19 protein-coding genes are annotated in these 20,079 nt (G+C 71.4%); 7 read left to right on the plus strand and 12 right to left on the minus strand.

From position 1 onward, the window contains the following. The first annotated feature begins 121 nt into the window (after positions 1–121). Positions 122–1,219: a hypothetical protein gene (locus BLS99_RS04690; RefSeq protein ID WP_143034687.1), complete on the plus strand. Its 1,098-nt coding sequence runs from the start codon at positions 122–124 to the stop codon at positions 1,217–1,219. A gap of 88 nt (positions 1,220–1,307) precedes the next feature. On the opposite strand, the gene BLS99_RS26025 is transcribed toward BLS99_RS04690, so the two are convergent. After that, positions 1,308–3,866 (minus strand): FtsK/SpoIIIE family DNA translocase, encoded by a 2,559-nt coding sequence (locus tag BLS99_RS26025; protein ID WP_176953194.1) that lies wholly within the window; start codon positions 3,864–3,866, stop codon positions 1,308–1,310. Positions 3,867–3,940: 74 nt separating this feature from the next. Here BLS99_RS26025 and BLS99_RS04700 point away from each other — a divergent pair, with 74 nt between their 5' ends. Further along, a complete protein-coding gene (locus BLS99_RS04700) occupies positions 3,941–4,642 on the plus strand; it encodes an SDR family oxidoreductase (RefSeq protein ID WP_091044269.1) in 702 nt (233 codons plus the stop codon). Positions 4,643–4,700: 58 nt separating this feature from the next. Continuing rightward, a complete protein-coding gene (locus tag BLS99_RS04705; RefSeq protein ID WP_143034688.1) occupies positions 4,701–5,408 on the plus strand; it encodes a hypothetical protein in 708 nt (235 codons plus the stop codon). Positions 5,409–5,473: 65 nt separating this feature from the next. On the opposite strand, the gene BLS99_RS04710 is transcribed toward BLS99_RS04705, so the two are convergent. The 5 genes from BLS99_RS04710 to thyX all read right to left on the minus strand — a co-directional run bounded on the left by BLS99_RS04710 (position 5,474) and on the right by thyX (position 9,820). Next, entirely contained in the window at positions 5,474–5,914 is a 441-nt protein-coding gene (locus tag BLS99_RS04710) for a PIN domain-containing protein (protein WP_091044276.1), read from the minus strand. Then, entirely contained in the window at positions 5,901–6,161 is a 261-nt protein-coding gene (locus BLS99_RS04715; RefSeq protein ID WP_091044279.1) for a type II toxin-antitoxin system Phd/YefM family antitoxin, read from the minus strand. The genes BLS99_RS04710 and BLS99_RS04715 overlap by 14 nt, the downstream gene beginning before the upstream one ends. A gap of 165 nt (positions 6,162–6,326) precedes the next feature. Further along, positions 6,327–8,018 (minus strand): ribonuclease J, encoded by a 1,692-nt coding sequence (locus BLS99_RS04720; protein ID WP_091044283.1) that lies wholly within the window; start codon positions 8,016–8,018, stop codon positions 6,327–6,329. After that, positions 8,018–8,911: a 4-hydroxy-tetrahydrodipicolinate synthase gene (gene dapA / locus BLS99_RS04725; protein ID WP_091044287.1), complete on the minus strand. Its 894-nt coding sequence runs from the start codon at positions 8,909–8,911 to the stop codon at positions 8,018–8,020. Before dapA ends, BLS99_RS04720 begins: the two co-directional genes overlap by 1 nt. Positions 8,912–9,067: 156 nt before the next feature. Beyond that, positions 9,068–9,820 carry an FAD-dependent thymidylate synthase gene (gene thyX / locus BLS99_RS04730; protein ID WP_091044291.1) on the minus strand — a complete coding sequence of 251 codons (753 nt, stop codon included), beginning with the start codon at positions 9,818–9,820 and terminating at the stop codon, positions 9,068–9,070. Positions 9,821–10,014: 194 nt separating this feature from the next. Between thyX and BLS99_RS04735 the strand changes: the two genes are divergently transcribed. Then, positions 10,015–10,506 (plus strand): hypothetical protein, encoded by a 492-nt coding sequence (locus tag BLS99_RS04735; RefSeq protein WP_091044294.1) that lies wholly within the window; start codon positions 10,015–10,017, stop codon positions 10,504–10,506. 11 nt (positions 10,507–10,517) lie between these two features. Then, entirely contained in the window at positions 10,518–11,339 is an 822-nt protein-coding gene (locus BLS99_RS04740) for a DUF4097 family beta strand repeat-containing protein (RefSeq protein WP_091044299.1), read from the plus strand. A 101-nt stretch (positions 11,340–11,440) separates the two neighbouring features. Here the strand turns inward: BLS99_RS04740 and BLS99_RS04745 are convergent, their stop codons facing one another. Further along, on the minus strand, positions 11,441–11,947 hold the full coding sequence (locus BLS99_RS04745; protein ID WP_218126246.1) for a DUF2752 domain-containing protein: 507 nt from the start codon (positions 11,945–11,947) through the stop codon (positions 11,441–11,443). Positions 11,948–12,183: 236 nt separating this feature from the next. On the opposite strand from BLS99_RS04745, the gene BLS99_RS04750 reads away from it, so the two are divergent. Then, positions 12,184–12,867 carry an LppM family (lipo)protein gene (locus BLS99_RS04750; protein ID WP_143034689.1) on the plus strand — a complete coding sequence of 228 codons (684 nt, stop codon included), beginning with the start codon at positions 12,184–12,186 and terminating at the stop codon, positions 12,865–12,867. A gap of 100 nt (positions 12,868–12,967) precedes the next feature. Beyond that, the gene (locus tag BLS99_RS04755; protein ID WP_091044306.1) at positions 12,968–13,825 is read left to right on the plus strand and encodes a hypothetical protein; all 858 of its coding nucleotides are present in this window, start codon (positions 12,968–12,970) and stop codon (positions 13,823–13,825) included. A gap of 93 nt (positions 13,826–13,918) precedes the next feature. Here the strand turns inward: BLS99_RS04755 and dapB are convergent, their stop codons facing one another. The 5 genes from dapB to BLS99_RS04780 form a co-directional block, all read right to left on the minus strand. Then, on the minus strand, positions 13,919–14,653 hold the full coding sequence (gene dapB / locus BLS99_RS04760) for a 4-hydroxy-tetrahydrodipicolinate reductase (RefSeq protein ID WP_091044309.1): 735 nt from the start codon (positions 14,651–14,653) through the stop codon (positions 13,919–13,921). Continuing rightward, on the minus strand, positions 14,650–15,948 hold the full coding sequence (locus BLS99_RS04765; protein WP_091044312.1) for a M16 family metallopeptidase: 1,299 nt from the start codon (positions 15,946–15,948) through the stop codon (positions 14,650–14,652). The genes dapB and BLS99_RS04765 overlap by 4 nt, the downstream gene beginning before the upstream one ends. After that, positions 15,949–18,399 (minus strand): polyribonucleotide nucleotidyltransferase, encoded by a 2,451-nt coding sequence (locus BLS99_RS04770; RefSeq protein ID WP_091044314.1) that lies wholly within the window; start codon positions 18,397–18,399, stop codon positions 15,949–15,951. It abuts the gene before it with no gap. Between the two features lie 337 nt (positions 18,400–18,736). Then, on the minus strand, positions 18,737–19,012 hold the full coding sequence (gene rpsO / locus BLS99_RS04775) for a 30S ribosomal protein S15 (protein ID WP_091044317.1): 276 nt from the start codon (positions 19,010–19,012) through the stop codon (positions 18,737–18,739). A gap of 89 nt (positions 19,013–19,101) precedes the next feature. After that, complete coding sequence (locus BLS99_RS04780) at positions 19,102–20,031, minus strand: bifunctional riboflavin kinase/FAD synthetase (RefSeq protein WP_091044319.1); 930 nt, start codon at positions 20,029–20,031, stop codon at positions 19,102–19,104. Positions 20,032–20,079: the final 48 nt, after the last annotated feature.

Below are 20,079 nucleotides of genomic sequence, written 5' to 3' on the forward strand. Positions count from 1 at the left end.
GGGGGCGGTCACCGACGGTATGCGCCGATTGCGGCGCGGACGTTTCGGGTCATTCTCGACCCTCCTGCGCTGGGGCAACATCGGATGAGCGGCCGTTGCGGACGTGGCCTAGGCTTGTTCCATGTCCCCCAAAGGCATCGCCCCAGCCGTCAGGAACCCCCGGAAGAGCACCGCCAGGCGGGTCGCGTACGCGGCCGCCGCGGCGGCCGCCGCGCTGACCGCCGCCGCGTGCGGCGAGGTGCCCACGGGCACGGTCAACACCCCCGCGGGATACACCGTATCGAGTGACGACGTGCCCGTGTCGATCTGCCCTTCGGAGGGCGAGACCCGGTTCGAGGGCGACGAGGGCCTGCTCAGGGGCGCGCACTTCGCGCTCCGTGTCGAGTGCCTGGCGTCCTTCGAGGAGGTGCCCGAGGGCTTCCAGCTGGAGTACCTGCTCGCGGACGGGTACAAGCTGCTGCCGCCGCCCGAGGGCTACGAGTTCACGATCGTGCAGTTCGCGCCCGAGCCGGGGGTCGAGGCGCCGTACGCGGTGGACGACCTGACCGAGCTGACCGGCAAGCTCGCGATCGGCGACGTGGAGTGGGAGTTCGCGGGCGAGTCGCCCAAGCCCGGCGCGGTGTACTTCACCGTGGCCGAGAAGGGCGCGCCGGTGACGCTGGAGCTCACCGACGCCGAGCGGACCCAGACCCTGGACCTGCGCGAACGCACCCGCACGGGCCTCATCGAGGCCCTGTACAACGGCTCGACGGACACCGTGACCACCGACATCGTGGAGAACTCCGTCGACGGGTACACCACCAGCGGCAGCTACGAGTACTGGTTCGACGACTGGCAGTACTCCACCGACTTCACGCTCACGCGCGAGGTGTACCGGCCCGGGAAGGGCTGGGTGTCCGCGCCGGACGCGGCTGTCCTCAACGTCACGTTCGGGTGGCTCCAGTCCGGTTCGGGCCTGGAGTGGGACATCGATCCCACGGAGGCGCTCACCGTGGCGGACCCGAACGGGCCGCTCGCCGCGGCCTCGGCCACCCACGTGGACGAGGAGTGGGGCGACGGGATCTGGCGGACCTACACGCTGGTGTACAACATCCCGGCCGCGAGCCTGGTCTTCGACCTGACGTTCCACCCCGACGGCCCGGTCACGTGGCCCGAGGAGGACGTCTCGATGCCGATCACCGGCGACAAGACGCACGAGCTCACCGCGAGCTTCGAGTAGCGCACACGTAAGGGCCGGTCCGTTCGGACCGGCCCTGTCGCGTTCACGCTCCCGTGTGGTTTCACTCCGCCTCGCGCCGGAGTGCCGGTCACTCCCCCTGGATCGAGGCGATGACGCTGTCGAGCTCATCGGGCTTGACCATCACGTCGCGGGCCTTCGTGCCCTCCGAGGGGCCGACCACGCCGCGGGTCTCCATGAGGTCCATGAGCCGCCCGGCCTTGGCGAAGCCGACGCGGAGTTTGCGCTGGAGCATCGAGGTCGAACCGAACTGCGTGGTCACGACCTGCTCGATCGCCTGGATGAGCAGTTCGAGGTCGTCGCCGATGTCCGGGTCGATCTCGCGGGTCGAGCCCGCGACCGCGGTGACCTCCTCGATGTACTGCGCGTCCATCTGCGCCTTCGCGTGTTCCACGGCCGACTCGATCTCCTTGTCGGAGACGAACGCGCCCTGGATGCGCTCGGGCTTCGAGGCGCCCATCGGCAGGAACAGGCCGTCGCCGCGGCCCACCAGCTTCTCGGCGCCGGGCTGGTCGAGGATGACCCGCGAGTCGGCGAGCGAGGAGGTCGAGAACGCCAGGCGCGAGGGCACGTTCGCCTTGATGAGGCCGGTGACGACGTCGACGGACGGGCGCTGCGTGGCGAGCACCAGGTGGATGCCGGCGGCGCGCGCGAGCTGCGTGATGCGCACGACCGAGTCCTCCACGTCGCGCGCGGCCACCATCATGAGGTCGGCCAGCTCGTCGACGATGACCAGCAGGTACGGGTGCGGGCGGAACTCGCGGCCCGAGGCCGGGTGGACCTTCGCCTCGCCCGCGCGGACCTTGCGGTTGAAGTCGTCCACGTGCCGGACCCCGGCCGCGGCCAGGTCCTCGTAGCGCATGTCCATCTCCTTGACGACCCACTGGAGGGCGTCGGACGCCTTCTTCGGGTTCGTCACGATCGGATGGACCAGGTGCGGGATGCCCTCGTAGTTCGACAGCTCCACCCGCTTGGGGTCGATGAGGAGGATGCGGACCTGCTCGGGGGTGGCGCGCATGAGGGTGGAGACCAGCAGCGAGTTGATGCACGAGGACTTGCCCGAGCCGGTGGCGCCCGCGATGAGCATGTGCGGGGTCTTGGTCAGGTTCGTCAGGACGTAGCCGCCCTCGACGTCCTTGCCCAGGCCCACGATCATCGGATGCGCGTCGGCCTGCGCGTTCGGCGAGCGCAGCACGTCGCCGAGCGCCACGTCGTCGCGGTCGGTGTTCGGGATCTCCACGCCCACCGCGGACTTGCCGGGGATCGGGTTGATGATCCGCACGTCGGCGCTCTTGACGGCGTACGCGATGTTCTTGGCGAGCTGGATGATCCGCTCGACCTTCACCGCCGGGCCGAGCTCCACTTCGTACCGGGTCACCGTGGGGCCGCGCGTGAAGCCGGTGACCGCCGCGTCCACGTTGAACTGCGCGAAGACCTCCTGGAGCGCCGCGATGACGACCTCGTTGGCCTTCGAGCGCTTCTTCGCGGCAGGGCCCGTGGGCAGGATGTCCATCGGCGGGAGCCGGTAGTCGCCGTCCGAGGCGCCGTCCGAGAGCGTCGGCTGCTCGGTCTTCTTCGGCGGCGGCGAGTGCTTCGGCGGGTCGCGCACCGGCTCGGGCTCGGGGATCGGCACGGAGGTGCGGCGCGGCGGCGGCTCGTCGGCCCCCAGGTCGGGGACCTCCTCGGGCGCCAGGCGCGGCAGGACGGTGGTCGGCCGGTGGACCCGGCTCGCCTCCTCCTCCTTGAGGCGCTTGGCCTCCCGGCTCTCGGCCCGCGTCATGCGGGGAGCGGCCTCCTCCTCGTCGTCGTCCTCGTAGGACTCCACCTTGCCCGTCGCCAGGCCCCACAGCTGCGCGAGCCGGGCCGGGACCTGGTTCAGCGGCGTCGCGGTCGCCACGAGCACCCCGAACAGCAGGAGCAGCACCAGGAGCGGGAACGCCACGTAGGCCGAGACCGCCAGCGCGAGCCCGCCGCCCACGAGCCAGCCGAGCTGCCCGCCCGCGGCCATGCGCTCGCCCATGTCGGCCGGCAGCCCGGAGATGAGGTGGAGCAGGCCGAGGCTGGAGAGCCAGATCGCGCCCCAGCCGACCAGCGAGCGGCCGTGCGCGCCCTCGGGCGGCGTCTGCCGCATGACGCGGACTCCCCACAGCACCAGCAGGACCGGGAGCGCGCGGGTGGCGAGGCCGAGGAGCCAGTCGAGGATGAACGCGAAGCGCTCGCCGACCGGGCCGGCCACGTCGAACCAGACGGCGCAGGCGAGGACGATCGCGGTCGCCACCAGGAGCAGGCCGAGGCCGTCCCGGCGGTGCGCGGGGTCGATCTCGCGGGCCGTGGCCGCCTCCTTGCCGACCGAGCGGGCCATCCAGCCGGTGGTGCGGGCGGTGCCCACCCACAGCCCCCGCAGGCCCATGCCGAGGGCTTCGAGCGGGCCGGGGATCGCGTCGGCGCGCTTGCGCGGCGCGGCCTTCTTCACCGCGCGCCTGGCGGTGGTCTTCTTGGCCGCCTTCTTGGCGGTCGCCTTCTTCGCGGCGGGCTTCTTGGCGGCGCTGGCGGCGGCGGGCCTGCGGCGCGCCGCGGGCGCGGTCCCCTTGCGGGCGGTGCCGCCCTTGCCGCTCGTCCTGGCCATCATGGTCCATACGTTACCGCCCGCACGCCTCCCGGCGTTGGCGCGAAGGGCTTCACGGGAGGGGCTAATGTGACGACATGTCAAAAACGATCCTGGTCACCGGTGCCGGGCGCGGACTCGGCCGGACCCTGGCCGAACGCCTGAGCGCGCGCGGCGACACCGTGATCGCGCACGCGCGGAGCGCGGAGGCCCTTGCGGGCGTGCCGCATGCGAAAGCCCTGGTCGCGGACCTCGCCGACCCGGCGAGCCTGGCCGAGGCGGTCGCCGGGCTCGGCGTGGACCGGCTCGACGCGCTGGTCCACAATGCCGGCGTCCTCAATGTCAGCCCGGTCGCGGAGGAGACGCTGGAGGTGTGGCAGCGGACGATGGCGGTCAACGTCGTCTCGGTCGCCGAACTGACCCGGCTGCTGCTGCCGTCCCTGCGCGCGGCGCGCGGCCACGTCTTCTTCCTCAACTCCGGCGCGGGCCTGAACACCGCGCCGCGGCTGGCGTCCTACTCGGCGAGCAAGCACGCGCTCAAGGCGATCGCGGACGCGCTGCGCGCCGAGGAGCAGGCGAACGGCCTGCGGGTGACGAGCTTCTACCCGTCGCACTTCGACACCGACATGCAGCGGGGCCTGCGGGACCAGTACGACTCCGACTACGACCCGTCCCGCGCGATGAGCCAGGAGACCGTGGCCTCCACGATCCTCACGGTCCTCGACGCCCCCGCCGACATGGTCGTGAACGAGCTGCGGACCGAGCCCCCGAACCCGCTCCCGATCCGCCCGCGGGGCTGACAGGGACGGCCCGTTCGCGGGACCCTGCGCGACTCCCGTGGTCGGTAGCATGGCGGCGGTGAACGGTCTTCCGCCCCAGGACCCCTCGGTCCCCCCTCCCCCGCCCGCCGAGCCCGCGCCGCACCCGACGGGTCCCGCGCCGGACCACGCAGGGCTGCACCACGACGGGCTGCACCACACCGGGCCGATCATGGTGCCGCCGCAGCCGCCTTCGACCGCGCCGTCGCCGCTGGGTCTGGCCGTCGCCGGGGTCGGCCTGGCGATGCTGTGCGTCTCGATCCTGGTGCCGCGCGTCAAGGTCGAGGATCCGGAGCACATCTTCGGGATCTTCTCGTACACGGGCATGTACGGTCCGGGGTCCTACGGGATCGACACGGCGACGGTCGTGATGTCGCTCGCGCTCCTGGCCGCGGTGGGCGCCAGCGCCCACCGGAACCCGGCGCTGCGCTGGCCGTCGCGGCTCGCCGCGGTGGGCTTCGCGGCGCTCGCGGCGGCGTTCTCGTACCATCCGGTCACGGTGATGCGCCAGTACCTCGAGAGCTTCGACGGCGTCGAGGACGACTTCGGCGCCGATGCGGGGGCCGTCGACGCGATCACGGTGTCCGCGGACAACGGCGTGTACATCGCGGTGGTCGGCGTCGCACTGCTGGCGCTGAGCACGTTCCTCATGCAGGTCCGCAAGCCGCCGGTCTACGCCCCGCCCCCGCCCCCGGCCCCCGCGGGCTGGCCGGGCGCGGAACCCACCGTCACGGTCCACCCGGGCTAGCACGGGCCCCGGAAACGCGGCGGGGCCGCACCAGACGGGTGCGGCCCTACCGCAGCGCCTGCGGCTCAATCCCCCGGCAGCATGTGGAACGCCTCGTGCGGGGTCAAGGGCCGGATCATCCGGAAGTGCTTCCAGTCCAGGGTGACGATCGCATTCGTGCGGAACTCCCGCGCCAGGACCACATTGGTCGCATCCGCGAGGCCGATCCCCGGGTAGTCCTGGAGCACGGCGTGAACCGCCGGAAGCATCGGGCCGATGCCCGGCACCTCCCACCGCCCTGAGGCGACGCGGGAGGCGATGTAGCCCAGGATCGGGTTCGAGACGTGCGGACCCTTGCGGGTGGCCAAGAGGTAGTCGAGCTCGGCGAGGATGCACGGCGAGACCACGAGGTGGCCGATCGAGGCGATCGTCGCGCGTGCGGCGGCATGGTGCTTGTCGTCGGCGTTGAAGAAGGCGATGAGCCCGGAGGTGTCGCCGATGGCGACCGGAATACTAGTAGTCGTCACTGCCGAATCCGGTCAGCCAGTCGTCGACGCGTTCCGCGAAGAGCGGATGGCCGTTGAATACGGGGGCCTTGTCATCGTCGCCCATGGGGTCGGTCCGGAATCCGTAGACGGGCTCGCTCGGCGTGTCGACCGGCTGGATCACCGCGATCGGCCTGCCGTTCTTGGTGACCGTCACCGCCTCACCGGCCTCGACATGGGCCAGCACCTGTGCCGTGTGCTGGTTGAGCTCTCGCATGGTCGCGTCCATGACATCATTGTACTACACGTAGTACACGAGTTAGATTCATTATTCGCGTACGCGGAGGGCCGCACCCGGACGGGTGCGGCCCTCCGCGTACGCGTGGTTTGTCAGACCTTCAGACTGCGCTTCCGGCGCCCTCTCATACTTCGAGGCTGCACTTCCCGCGCCCTCTCATACTTCGAGGACGTGCGGCACGATCATCGGGCGGCGGCGGTAGGTGTCGTTGACCCACTTGCCGACCGTGCGCCGCAGGATCTGCTGGAGCTGGTGCGGGTCGGTGATGCCGTCCTGGGCGGCGCGCTCCATGGCGTCGCCGATGAGGGGCAGCACGCCGTCGAACGCCTTGGGGTCCTCGGAGAAGCCGCGGGCCGAGACGGTGGGGCCGCCGACGACCTTGCCGTTCTCGGAGTCGATGACGACCGTGGCGGCGATGAAGCCGCCGTCGCCGAGGACGCGGCGCTCGTTGAGGACCGGCTCGCCGACGTCGCCGACCGAGAGGCCGTCGACGTAGACGAGGTTGTTCGGGATGTGCCCGACGAGGCGGGCGCGGCCGTCGATGAGGTCGACCACGTCGCCGTTCTCGATGACGATGACCTGGTCGGCGGGGACGCCGGACTCGATCGCGAGCCGCGCGTGCGCCTGGAGGTGCCGGGCCTCGCCGTGGACCGGGATCATGTTGGACGGCTTGACCACGTTGAGCACGTACAGCAGCTCGCCCGCGGGGGCGTGGCCGGAGACGTGGACCTTCGCGACGTCCTTGTGGATCACGGTGGCGCCGGTGCGCGCCAGGCGGTTGATGACGCCGTAGACGGCGGTCTCGTTGCCGGGCACCAGGGACGACGCGAGGATGACCGTGTCGTCGGGCTCGACGGTGATGTGCCGGTGGTCGCCGGAGGCCATGCGGCCCAGGGCGCTCATGGGCTCTCCCTGGGAGCCGGTGCTCATGTAGACGATCTCGTCGGCGGGCAGCCGCACCGCCTCGTCCATGCTCACCAGCAGCCCCTCGGGGACGTGCATGAGGCCGAGGTCGCGGGCGATCGCCATGTTGCGGACCATGGAGCGGCCCACGAAGGCGACCTTGCGGCCGTGCGCGTGCGAGGCGTCGAGGACCTGCTGCACGCGGTGCACGTGACTGGCGAAGGACGCGACGATGATGCGGCCCTTGACGTCCTCGAAGAGCTTGTCGAGGACGGCGCCGATCTGGCGCTCGGAGGTCACGAAGCCGGGGATCTCGGCGTTCGTGGAGTCCGACAGGAGCAGGTCCACGCCCTGGTCGCCCAGGCGCGCGAAGCCGGCGAGGTCGGTGATGCGCCCGTCGAGCGGGAGCTGGTCCATCTTGAAGTCGCCGGTGTGGAGCACCAGGCCGGCCTCGGTGCGGATCGCGACGGCGAGCGCGTCCGGGATGGAGTGGTTGACGGCCAGGAACTCGCAGCCGAACGGGCCGAGCTGGAGCGTCTCGTTCTCGGCGACGACGATCCCGGCGGGCTTGATGCGCCGCTCGCGGAGCTTGGCCTCGACGAGGGCCACCGAGAAGCGGGAGCCGACGACGGGGATGTCGTTCTTGTGCTCCAGCAGGAACGGGATCGCGCCGATGTGGTCCTCGTGGCCGTGGGTGACGACGATGGCCTCGATGTCGTCGAGGCGGTCGAGGATCGGCGTGAAGTCCGGCAGGATCAGGTCGACGCCGGGCTGGTCGACGTCGGGGAAGAGCACCCCGCAGTCGACGATGAGCAGGCGCCCGTCGTACTCGAACAGGGTCATGTTGCGGCCGATGGCGCCGAGGCCGCCGAGCGGGATCGTCCGCAGGGCCCCGTCGGGGAGGGCGGCGGGCTCGCCGAGGTTCTTGGGACGGGTCAAGCCCATCAGGACTCCTTCAGGTCGGCGAGTCGGGCGGCGATGAGGGCGGTGAGGTCGGCTTCGGCGGGGAGCAGCGGCAGGCGCGGCTCCCCCGCGGGCAGGCCCGCGGTGACGAGGCCGGACTTGACGGCGACCACGCCCGGCCCCTGGCCCATGAGGGCGCAGACGGCGGGCAGGATCGCGTCGTTGATCTGCGACGCCTTGGCGGTGTCGCCCTGGTCGTAGGCGTCGAACATGGCGTTGATCTGGCGGCCGAGGAGGTGGGCGACGACCGAGACGACGCCGACCTGGCCGGTGGCGTAGGCGGCGAGGTTGAGCTCGTCGACGCCGCAGTAGACGGCGAGTCCGGTGTCGACGCGTACGCGCTGGGCCTTGACGAGGTCGCCGGTGGCGTCCTTGACGGCGATGATCCGCTCGTGCCGCGCCAGGCGCGCGAACGTGTCCTCGCCGATGCCCAGGACCGAGCGCGGCGGGATGTCGTAGAGCATCGCGGGGAGCTCGGTGGCGTCGGCGATGGCCTCGAAGTGGGCGGCGATGCCGGCCTGGGTGGGCTTGTTGTAGTACGGGGTCACGAGGAGGAGCCCGTGCGCGCCGGCCTTCTCGGCGGCCTGCGCGAGGCGCACCGAGTGGCGGGTGTCGTAGGTCGAGGCGCCGGCGATGACGTGGGCGCGGTCGCCGACGGCCTCGACGACGGTCTCGATGACCTGGGTCTTCTCCGCGTCGGTGGTGGTGGGCGACTCGCCGGTGGTGCCGTTGAGGACCAGTCCCTCGCAGCCCTGCTCGTCGACGAGGTGGCGGGCGAGGGCGGCCGTGCCGGGGACGTCGAGCTCCCCTGAGGGAGTGAACGGCGTGATCATGGCCGCGAGTGTGCGCCCGAAGGGGCGCGTTGCGTTGCGCATCTGCTTTCACCAATGCTGATTCCGGCGGCGGGGCGCGCCTGCGCCCGGCCGCTCGTTTCGTTTAACTGTCTCAAGTTTCGTGCGCCCGCGGTCGCGAACCGGCCCCCGCGCGGTGCGCGGGACCGGTGCGGGCCGCGGGCGGTGCGCCCGGCGGCTCTACCCCTCGGTGACGTAAGGGCTGGAGGCGACCTCGGTGCCGTCGTCGAGCTTCGTGATCTGGAAGTCGGCGAAGACGTTCGGGGCCTTGTCCTTGAGCTGCTTGAGGCATTCGACGGCCAGCGCCCGGATCTCGACGTCGGCGTGCTCGGAGGCGCGCATGGCGACGAAGTGCCGCCAGGCGCGGTAGTTGCCGGTCACGACGATGCGGGTCTCGGTGGCGTTGGGGAGTACCGATCGCGCCGCTTGGCGCGCCTGCTTTCGGCGCAGGGTCGGGTTGGCGACGTCGGCGAACTTCTTCTCGAGTCCTTCGAGGAGGTCGTCGTAGGCGCTCTGGGCGGCGTCGGCCGCGGCGAGGAAGCGCTCGTGGAGCTCGGGGTCGGAGGCGATCACTTCGGGCTCGACCATGTGCGCGTCGCGCTCGGGGACGTAGCGCTGCGACAGCTGGGAGTACGAGAAGTGGCGGTGGCGGATCAGCTCGTGGGTGAGGGAGCGGGAGATGCCGCTGAAGTAGAAGCTGACGGTGCCGTGCTCGAGGACGGAGAGGTGGCCGACCTGGAGGATGTGGTCGAGGTACCCGGCGTTGGTGGCGGTCCTGGGGTTGGGCTTGGTCCACGACTGGTAGCAGGCGCGGCCCGCGAACTCGGCGAGTGCCTGGCCGCCGTCGGCGTCGGTGTCCCAGGGGACGTCGTCCGGCGCCTCGAAGTGCGTCCAGGCGACGAGTCGGACGTCCATCGGTACGATCTCGGGCATCCCCGGTCCCCCTTGGTGGCTATTAGTGCTGGTTCTCGACTCCCTGAGGGTACTCGGCGGGTGGGTGTGTCCCTGCACGCGCCCGGCTACGCGAGTGGATCGCGTGTTCTCTGTGGGACGCGCGGGGCGCCCCGCCGCACCCCGGCTCCAGCGCGCCGCTTGACAGACGTCAGAAATGATGTCATCATGGTGTCATGGACTTGACGCCGTATATCGAATCGCTCCGCCGGAGCCTCACCGCCGCCGCCGCGCCGGGCGGGGAGGACGCCGCGCGGACCGCGGAACTGCTGTCGGAAGCGCTCGACGCGGGTGCGCGCCTGGCGCTCATGGAGGCCCTCTCCGAGGCCGCCGCCGAGATCACCGCCGGGCTCGACCAGGCCGGGTCCCCGGCGTCGGTCGATCTGCGGGTGCGCGGCAAGGAGGTCGACCTGCGCGTCACCGGCGGCGAGACCGCCGAGGCCGCGCCGCCGCCGGCCCCGCCCGTGGACGACGACGTCGCCCGCATCACGCTGCGCCTGCCGGAGTCACTCAAGGAGGACGTCGAACGCGTCGCCTCCAAGGACGGCGCCTCCGTCAACGCCTGGCTGGTGCGCGCGATCAACACCGCGGTCCACGCCTCGCGCACCTCGGGGCAGCCCGCCGGCGCGAAGTACAGCCAGCGCATCACCGGCTACGCCCGGGCTTAGGAGCACCAAGGATGAACGAGTACACCGAATTCACCCACGACGGGCCGGTCACGGCGGCGATCACGCTCGCCGACGGCTCGGTCACCGTCACCGCCCACGAACTGGACACGGTCCTGGTGGAGATCAAGCCGGCGCAGCGCCGGGCCGAGAACGACTCCGACGCGGCCGACCTCGCGAGCGTGTCGTTCGAGAACGGCCACCTGCGGGTGGTCGCCCCGGACAAGCCGCAGAACTGGTTCTTCCGCAAGGAGATCGGCGTGCACCTCTCGGTGCGGGTGCCGGTCCGCTCCGAGGTGTCGGTCAAGACGACCTCGGCGCCGATCAGCCTCCACGGCAAGCTGGGGCCCGTCTCGATCAACACGGTCGCCGGGTCGGCGACCGTGGAGAGCGCGACGAGCGTGCGGGCGAACACCGTGTCGGGTTCGATCAGCGTCATCGACGCGTCCGAGGACTTCCGTGCGAACACCGCGTCGGGTCAGGTCAAGGCCGACCACGTCGGCGGGGACTTCTCCGCGAAGACGGTGGCGGGCTCGATCACGGCCGAGCGGCTGGACTCGAACGCGAACGTGAACACCCTGTCGGGCGGGATCGAGCTCAGCGCGCTGCGCTCCGGTTCGGTCAAGGCGAACACGGTCTCGGGGCGCATCAGCCTCGGCGTGGTCCCCGGCACCGACATCTGGGTGGACCTGGACGCGAAGGCGGGCTCGGTGACCTCCGAGCTGGCCACCGGCGACACCTCGCCGGCGCCGTCGAGCGACGGCACGAGCCTGGAGGTGCGGGCGCGCTCGGTGTCGGGAGACATCTACCTGCACCGCGCCAGCGCGTTCGCTTAAGACTTCGATTCAACACCCACGAGCGGGCCCGGTCGTCGCGAGACGGCCGGGCCGCTTCGCGTCTGCGCTGTCGGGCCGCTTCGCGTCTACCCGTAGAAGGGTCACACGTAGAAGAAGGTGAACGGCGCCCAGGGGAGGTTCCGCAGGACCGTGAACGCGGCCCAGGCGGAGAGGAAGACCGTGAGCAGGCCCGGGGTGAGGTGGAAGGTCGGGAGCCTCCAGGTGCGCTTGGGGAACAGGCGCGGGAGGGCCCAGGCGAGATACATCCAGACGATGAACGGGGTGGCGAAGACGGCCATGATGTGGTGGCGCGCGGCCTCGGGCAGGTTGAGGGTCGCCACGTAGTAGAGGGCGCGGGTGCCGCCGCAGCCGGGGCAGTCGAAGCCCGTGGCGAGCTTGAAGAGGCAGGTCGAGGGGCCGGTGTCGTCCGTGGGGTTCATGGCGACCACGCCGGCGGTGGCGGCGGCGACGCAGGAGAGGATCGCGAGCGGCGCGAACCAGGGGTGGACGACGGCTCCGGTCACCCAGCGCTTCACGGGGTTCCCGCGCCGGCGCGGGGCCTCGGGGTCCGGCCGCGACTCCAGGGTCGCCTCATCGACTGCGCACACAAGCCCTCCTCACCGACCAGACTAGCGGGCACGGGCGAGACGGCAGGGCCGCGGCGGTGCGAAGCGGACCGGGTCGGGGCCGGCGGCGGTGCCGCCGGTTCGCGGGCAGGGGCGGAGCCGAGGACTCCCGTTCCCAGGGCCCCCGGGTCAACACCCTGACACGGGGGTCCGACAATTCGCGGCCGCACGTGCGCGAAAGCGCTGATTCGTCCGATTCGCGGGCTTAGGCTCGGGTCATGCTGGGTGTACATGCGCGCCGGGTGCTCGGGGCGGCGGCCGCGGTCGGACTGCTGGTGGCGGCCTCCGGGTGCGTGCGCCTCGACCTGGGGCTGGAGGTCCGCCCCGACGACACGGTCGGCGGGGAGTTCACCGCCGCCTGGAGCCGGGACTTCCTGGAGGAGGCGCAGGACGAGGGCCTGGAACGGGCCGAGCTCGACGCGTTCCTCGACGCGCTGCTCGACGGCGTGCCCGGCACCGAGCGCACCCCCTACGAGCAGGACGGCTTCCAGGGCCAGACCGCCACGTTCACCGACCGCCCGCTCGCGGAGTTCGCCGAGTTCGGCGGCGACGAGTGGGGCTACCTGCGCCTGACCCACGACGGCCGCGAGTACGCGCTCGAAGGCTACTGGGACCTGCGCGCGGCCGGGTTCATCGACCCGGAGTCGTTCGAGGACGCCGAGATCCTCATCAGCGTGAACTTCCCCGCCACGGTCACCGACCACAACGGGGAGCTCGACGGGCGCACCGTCACCTGGCGGATGGCGCCCGGCGAGGACTACGAGATGCGGGCCACCGCGACCGAGCACAACGGCTGGGCGTTCGTCGTCGCGGGCATCGCCACGGTGCTCGTCGTCGGGCTGCTGCTGTGGCTGTGGCAGTGGTGGGCGCTGCGCCGCTACTCCACCGGGGCGATGCGCTGACCCCGTTAGATCGGGCACAAACCGTAGTCGCTCCGTGCACGGCCCGTATCCTGGTGAGTCCGTCCGGATCACGGACCGGTAACGCCCAGGGGGAGGGCCGTTGACGCAATACCGCTCGGAGAGCAAGGGACGCAAGGACAAAGAGCCCGGTCTGGAACTGAGCATCGGCCAGGTCCTGGCCGCCGCGGGCGCCACCGTCGTCGGCGCGCTCCTGGCGAAACTGCTCAACATCTGGGGCACGGTCGCGGGCACCGCGGTGCTCAGCATCTGCTCCTCGATCGGCGCCGTCCTCATCCTGCGCGCGATGCGCTCCACCGGCGAGCGGATCAAGACGCAGATCGCGGCGATGGCCCCGACCGCGCGCGGTAAGGCGACCGCCGCCACCGTGGAGCTCGGGCCCGAGGGCGCCACCGCGACCGCGAAGGTCCCCGAGGCGAGCGAGCTGCACTCGACGCAGGACGCGACCGTCCCCATCGAGGTCCCCGACCCCGGCGCCCCTGAAGACGAGGACGGGAAGGGCCACGTCATCCGCACCCGGTCGCGGAAGCGGACCCTCATCGCGATCCTCGTCTCCAGTGTCCTGGTCTTCGGCCTCACCATCGGCACCCTGTTCCTCCTGGGCGTCTTCACCGGCGACCCCGGCCGCTTCATCGGCGACGACCCGCGGGGCGGCGTCAGCGAGACGCAGACCGAGACGGTCGACCCGAGCGAGAGCGCCACGACCGAGCCGAGCGAGTCGGCCTCGGAGGCCCCGAGCGACACCCCCAGCACCGACGCGCCGACCGGCGACGCCGAGCCGAGCGAGTCGACCTCCCCCAGCGGGGAGGCCACGACCCCGAGCGAGCCCGCCACCGGCGACACCGGCCAGGGCGGCGCCGAGCCGACCCCGAGCACCAGTCCCGAGGCCCAGGACGACGAGGACGCGGCGGTCTCCGACCCCGGGACCACCGCCGGATAGACCGAACGCGAAAGGCGCCCGCCGGATCCGGCGGGCACCTTTCGGCAGCAGTTGAAAACACTCGGCAGTTAAGAACTCAGCAGTTGAAAGCACTCAGTCGAGCAGGTCGTCCAGGCCCACGGTCAGGCCGGGCCGCTTGACGACCTCGCGGATCGCCAGCAGCACGCCCGGCATGAACGACTCCCGGTCGAGCGAGTCGTGCGAGATGACGAAGCGCTCGCCGGAACCGCCGAAGCGGACCTCCTGGCTCGCCACGTACCCCGCCGAGCGGACCGCGTGGATGTGGACGCCGTCCACGTCCGCGCCGCGCGCGCCCTGCGGGTCGGACTCCGTCGCGTCCGGCATCCCGTCGAGCCCGGCCTCCGCGCGCGCCGCGGCGATGAGCCGCGCCGTGTGCACCGCCGTGCCCGAAGGCGCGTCCACCTTGCGCGGGTGGTGCGCCTCGATGATCTCCGCGGAGTCGAAGTGCTTGGCGGCCTTGGCCGCGAACTGCATCATCAGCACCGCGCCGATCCCGAAGTTCGGCGCGATGACCGAACCGACCTCGGGGTCGGCGGCGAGGATGTCGCGGGCCGCGTCCAGGCGCTTCGCGTCGAACCCGGACACGCCGACCACGGTGTGGATGCCGCGGTCGGTGCACCAGGCCAGGTTGTCCATGACGACGCCCGGCAGCGTGAAGTCCACGACCACGTCGCACCCGGCGACCTTGTCGAGGCGCTCGTCGCGGCCCACGGTCGCCGTCAGCTCCAGGTCCGCGGCGGCGTCGACCGCCTCGCACGCGGCCCGGCCCATGCGGCCCCGGGCGCCGAGCACCCCCACCTTGATCATCGGAAGTCCTTCTCGTCGAACGGCCCCACGGCCGCGGTCGTCATCGGCTGCGACAGGACCTCCGCGGCCACCGACCGGATCTGCTCCGACGTGACCGCCTCGATGTCCGCGAGCTCCCGCTCCAGGCTCAGGTGCTCGCCGTACAGCAGCTCGGCCCGGCCCAGCGCGTTCATGCGCGAACCGGAGTCCTCCATCGACAGCACCATGCCGCCGCGGCTCATGCCCTTGCCGCGCACCAGCTCCTCGTCGGTGATCCCCTCCGAGGCGATCCGCTCCAGCTCCGCGTTCACGAGCTCGCGCACCTGGTGGACCTTGTCCGGGTTCGATCCGGCGTAGACGCCGAACATCCCGGTATCGGCGAAGTACGAGGTGAACGAGTACACCGTGTACGCCAGGCCGCGCTTCTCGCGCACGGACTGGAACAGCCGCGAGGACATCCCGCCGCCGAGCACGTTGTTGAGCACCTCGAAGGCGTCCTTGCGGGGGTCGTGCCGCGAGAACAGCCGGCAGCCGACCACCAGGTGCGCCTGCTCGGTGTCGTGGTGCTCGACCAGGAGCCGCCGCGGCTCGGCCAGCACGGCGTCGTCGTGGCGGCGCCGGCGCGGGACGTCCGGTCCGCCGAGCAGCGGCGCGAACGCCTCCTGCACCAGCTTCACGGTCTCCCCGTGGTCGACGCCGCCCGCGGCGCACACCGTCAGGTTCGGGGCCTGGTAGTGGTGGCGGTAGAACTCGTTGATCTGCGCGCGGGTCAGCGCGCGCACGGTCTTGGGGTCGCCGGCGATGTCGCGCCCGAGCGGGCCGGTGCCGAACAGCGCCTGCGAGAACAGCTCGTGGACGACGTCGGACGGCTCGTCGGCCGACGCGGCGATCTCCTCGAGGATCACGTCGCGCTCGACCTCCACGTCGGCGGGGGTCACCAGCGAGGAGCACATGGCGTCGCCGAGCACGTCGACCGCCATCGGCAGGTCGTCGTCGAGCACCCGCGCGTAGAAGCAGGTCAGCTCCCGCGCGGTGTACGCGTTCGACTCGCCGCCGACGGACTCGATCACCTCGGCGATCTCCGTGGCGGTGCGCTTCGCGGTGCCCTTGAACAGCAGGTGCTCCAGGAAGTGCGAGACGCCGGCGAGTTCGGGGGCCTCGTCGCGGGCCCCCACCCCGACCCACACGCCGACCGAGGCCGAGCGCATGGTGGGGACGGTCTCTGTCAGCACACGCAAACCGCCGGGCAGCACGGTCACTCGGACCGTGCCGCCCAGCGGGTCGTCGATGAGCGTTCGAGTCTGGGGACGACTCATCTACTCTTCCGAGCCTCCGGCGTCCTCGGTGCGGCGGGTGCGGCGGCGGCGGCGCTCGCCGTCGCGGTCCCCGCCCTCGGAGCGCTCGCCGCGGTCGCGGCGCTCGCCGCCACCGGACGAGGAGCGCTCGCCACCGCGCTCGCCGGAGCGCTCGCGGTCGCGACGGGGCCCGCGGTCGCCGCGGTCGCCCCGCTCGCCGCGGGACTCCTTGCGCTCGGCCGGGCGGCCCTTCTTGTAGCCCTCGGGCTCCTGGCCCTCCGGGTAGACCTTGTCGAGGTAGATCTTCCCGCGGTTGTCGATGTCGCCGATCTCGACCTCGATCTTGTCGCCGACGCCCAGGACGTCCTCGACCCGCTCGACGCGCTTGCCGTCGCCGACCTTCGAGATGTGCAGCAGGCCGTCGCGGCCCGGCACCAGCGAGATGAACGCGCCGAAGTCGGTGGTCTTGACGACCGTGCCCAGGAACCGGTCCCCCACGTTCGGGAGGGTCGGGTTCGCGATGGCGTTGATCGTCTCGACCGCGGCCTGCGCGGCCTCGCCGTTCTCCGCCGACACGTAGATCGTGCCGTCGTCCTCGACGGTGATGTCCGCGCCGGTGTCGTCCTGGATCTGGTTGATCGTCTGGCCCTTCGGGCCGATGATCGCGCCGATCTTGTCGACCGGGATCTTCAGGGTCGTGATCCGCGGGGCGGACGCGGCCAGCTCGCCGGGCTCGCTGATCGCGTCGAGCATGACGTCGAGGATCGCGTGGCGGGCGTCGTTGGCCTGCTGGAGCGCCTGCGCCAGCACGTCCGACGGCAGGCCGTCGAGCTTCGTGTCGAGCTGGAGGGCCGTCACGAACTCGGGCGTGCCGGCGACCTTGAAGTCCATGTCGCCGTACGCGTCCTCGGCGCCGAGGATGTCAGTGAGGGTCACGTACTTGGTGCCCTCGTCGGTCTCCTCGGAGATGAGGCCCATCGCGATGCCCGCGACGGGCGCCTTGATCGGGACGCCCGCGTTCATCAGCGACATCGTGGACGCGCAGACCGAGCCCATCGAGGTCGAGCCGTTCGACGCCAGCGCCTCGGAGACCTGGCGGATCGCGTACGGGAACTCCTCGCGGCTCGGCAGCACCGGCACGAGCGCCCGCTCGGCGAGCGCGCCGTGGCCGATCTCGCGGCGCTTGGGCGAGCCCACGCGGCCGGTCTCACCGGTCGAGTACGGCGGGAAGTTGTAGTTGTGCATGTAGCGCTTCTTGCTGACCGGCGACAGCGTGTCGATGGCCTGCTCCATGCGCAGCATGTTCAGCGTGGTGACGCCCATGATCTGGGTCTCGCCGCGCTCGAACAGGGCCGAGCCGTGGACGCGCGGCAGGATGCCGGCCTCCGCGCCCAGCGGGCGGATGTACGCGGGGAGGCGGCCGTCGATGCGGACGCCCTCGTTGATGACGCGCTTGCGGACCAGCTTCTTGGTGAGCGAGCGCAGGGCGGCGGACAGCTCGCCCTCGCGGCCCTCGAAGTCGGCGCCGAGCTTCTCCAGCATGACGCTCTTGACGCGGTCGAGCTCGTCCTGGCGGTCGGTCTTGTCCGCGATCTGGAGCGCCTGGTCGAGCTCCGCGGAGACCGCGGCCTCGACGGCGGCGTACGCGTCGTCCTGGTAGTCGAGGAAGCGCGGGTAGTCGGCGGTCGGCTTGGCGGCGACGGCGGCCAGTTCGGCCTGGGCGCGCACCAGCTCGGCGATGACCGGCTTGACGGCCTCGAGGCCCTCGGCGACGACCTCCTCGGTCGGCTTGGTGCCGCCCGAGGCGATGAGGCTGAGGGTGTTGTCGGTGGCCTCGGCCTCGACCATCATGATCGCGACGTCGCCCGAGTCGAGGACCCGGCCGGTGACGACCATGTCGAAGGTGGCCTTCTCGATCTGCTCCAGGGTCGGGAACGCGACCCAGGTGCCGTCGATGAGGACCACGCGGGTGGAGCCGAGCGGGCCCGAGAACGGGAGCCCGGCGAGCTGGGTCGACATGGAGGCGCCGTTCATGGCGACCACGTCGTACTCGTCCTTGGCGTCGACGGCCAGGATCGTGCCGATGACCTGGACCTCGTTGCGCAGGCCCGACACGAAGGACGGGCGCAGGCCGCGGTCGATGAGGCGGCAGATGAGGATGGCGTTCTCCGAGGGGCGGCCCTCGCGGCGGAAGAACGAGCCGGGGATGCGGCCCGCGGCGTACATCCGCTCCTCGATGTCGACCGTCAGCGGGAAGAAGTCGAAGTGGTCCTTCGGGTTCTTCGAGGCCGAGGTGGTCGAGAGGACCACGGTGTCGTCCATCTGGACGATCGCGGAGCCCTGGGCGAGCTTGGCGAGGCGGCCGGTGCTGAAGACGATCTTGCGGGTGCCGTACGCGCCGTTGTCGATGACGGCGGTGGCGTGGTGATCCCCGAGGTTGAACGCCTCGGGTGTCCGGTCGTTATCGGACATAGAGTGTCGATCTCCTTGTCGTGCCGAAGCACTGTGTAGTTCGGAAGCGCGTCTCCCGCCACGCTTTCCGGTCTTCGATCGAAGCACTCGGAGTCGGGTCCCTGCGGGACGTTCCGGATGCCACTACCGAGGACCGGTGCGGTCTCAGGCGGGCCGCGCCGCGCCTCGCGCGAGGCGCTGCGATGGGGCTCGTCGCCCCCTGCCCACCTTACGTTACCCGGCGGGCGCGGCGGCAGCCGCGAAGCGAAAGTGAGGCGTCGCTGCGGGTCGCGCGGGGCGGCCCGGGTACGGCGAAGGGAGCGCCCCGAAACGGGGCGCTCCCTCCTGCAAGTCGCTGCTAGGCGTTGTCGCGGATGCCGAGGCGCTCGATGAGGCCGCGGTAGCGCGCGATGTCTTCCTTCTTCAGGTACTTGAGGAGGCGGCGGCGCTTGCCGACCAGCAGCAGCAGGCCACGACGCGAGTGGTGGTCGTGCTTGTGCGTCTGGACGTGGGCGGTCAGCTCCTTGATGCGGTGGGTCAGGATCGCCACCTGCACGTCGGTCGAGCCGGAGTCGCCCTCGTTGGTGGCGTACTCCTTGATGATCTCGGCCTTCTTGACAGCGTCGAGCGCCATAGTCGAACACCCTTTCATTTCGATGACGGCCAGTCCGCGGTGTCGAGCAGACTGGTCGGGAATGCAACCTGACCAGGCTAGCAGGAGTGTTACTCCAGCTCCAAGGCCCGGCGGGTCTCTGCGACGTCCGTCTCGATCTGGGCGATGAGCGGCTCCAGGCCGTCGAAGGCGACCTGGCCGCGCAGGCGCGCGGTGAAGTCGAGGCGCACGTGCTCGCCGTAGAGGTCCCCGGCGAAGTCGAGGAGGTACGCCTCGACGGTGCGCGCGTCGCCCTCGAAGGTCGGGTTCGTGCCGACGCTGATCGCGGCCGGGTGGCGCACCGAGTCGCGGTAGAACCAGCCGGCGTAGACGCCGTCGGCGGGGATCGCGGTGCCCTCGGCGATGTCGAGGTTCGCGGTCGGGAAGCCCAGGGCCGTGCCGCCGCGGCCGGCGCCGTGCACGACGGTGCCCTCGACCCCGAAGTCGCGGCCGAGGACCTCGGCGGCCGCGGCCACGTCGCCCTCGGCGACGAGCCGCCGGACGCGGGTCGAGGAGTACGCCTCGGCGTCCGCCGTCAGCGTCTGCGGCAGCACCTCGAAGCCGTACTCGGCGCCGAGTTCGGTGAGCGTCTGGACGTTCCCGGCCGCCTTGTGCCCGAAGCGCCAGTTCTCCCCCACGACGACCGCCTTCGCGTGGAGGCCGCCCACGAGGACGTGCCGCACGAAGTACTCCGGGCTCAGCTTCGAGAGCTCCTCGGTGAACGGCAGCACGCACACCGCGTCGACGCCGAGCGCGCCGAGCAGTTCGATGCGGCGGTCGAGGGAGGCGAGCCGGGCTGGGACCGCGTGCGGTGCGACCACGGCCGTCGGGTGCGGGTCGAAGGTGACGACGACGCAGCGGGCCTCGCGCTCGGCGGCGGCCTTGGCGGCCGTGCGGACGAGCGCGGCGTGGCCGCGGTGCACGCCGTCGAACACGCCGATGGCCACGACGGATGCGGGCCAGCCCTCGGGAGTCGCGTCTATTCCACGCCAGGTTTCCACGTGGACGATCTTCTCACTGCCGGAAGGCGGCGGCCATCCGGACGCGAC

It is taken from the genome of Glycomyces sambucus (assembly GCF_900102815.1).
GTDB lineage: Bacteria > Actinomycetota > Actinomycetes > Mycobacteriales > Micromonosporaceae > Glycomyces > Glycomyces sambucus.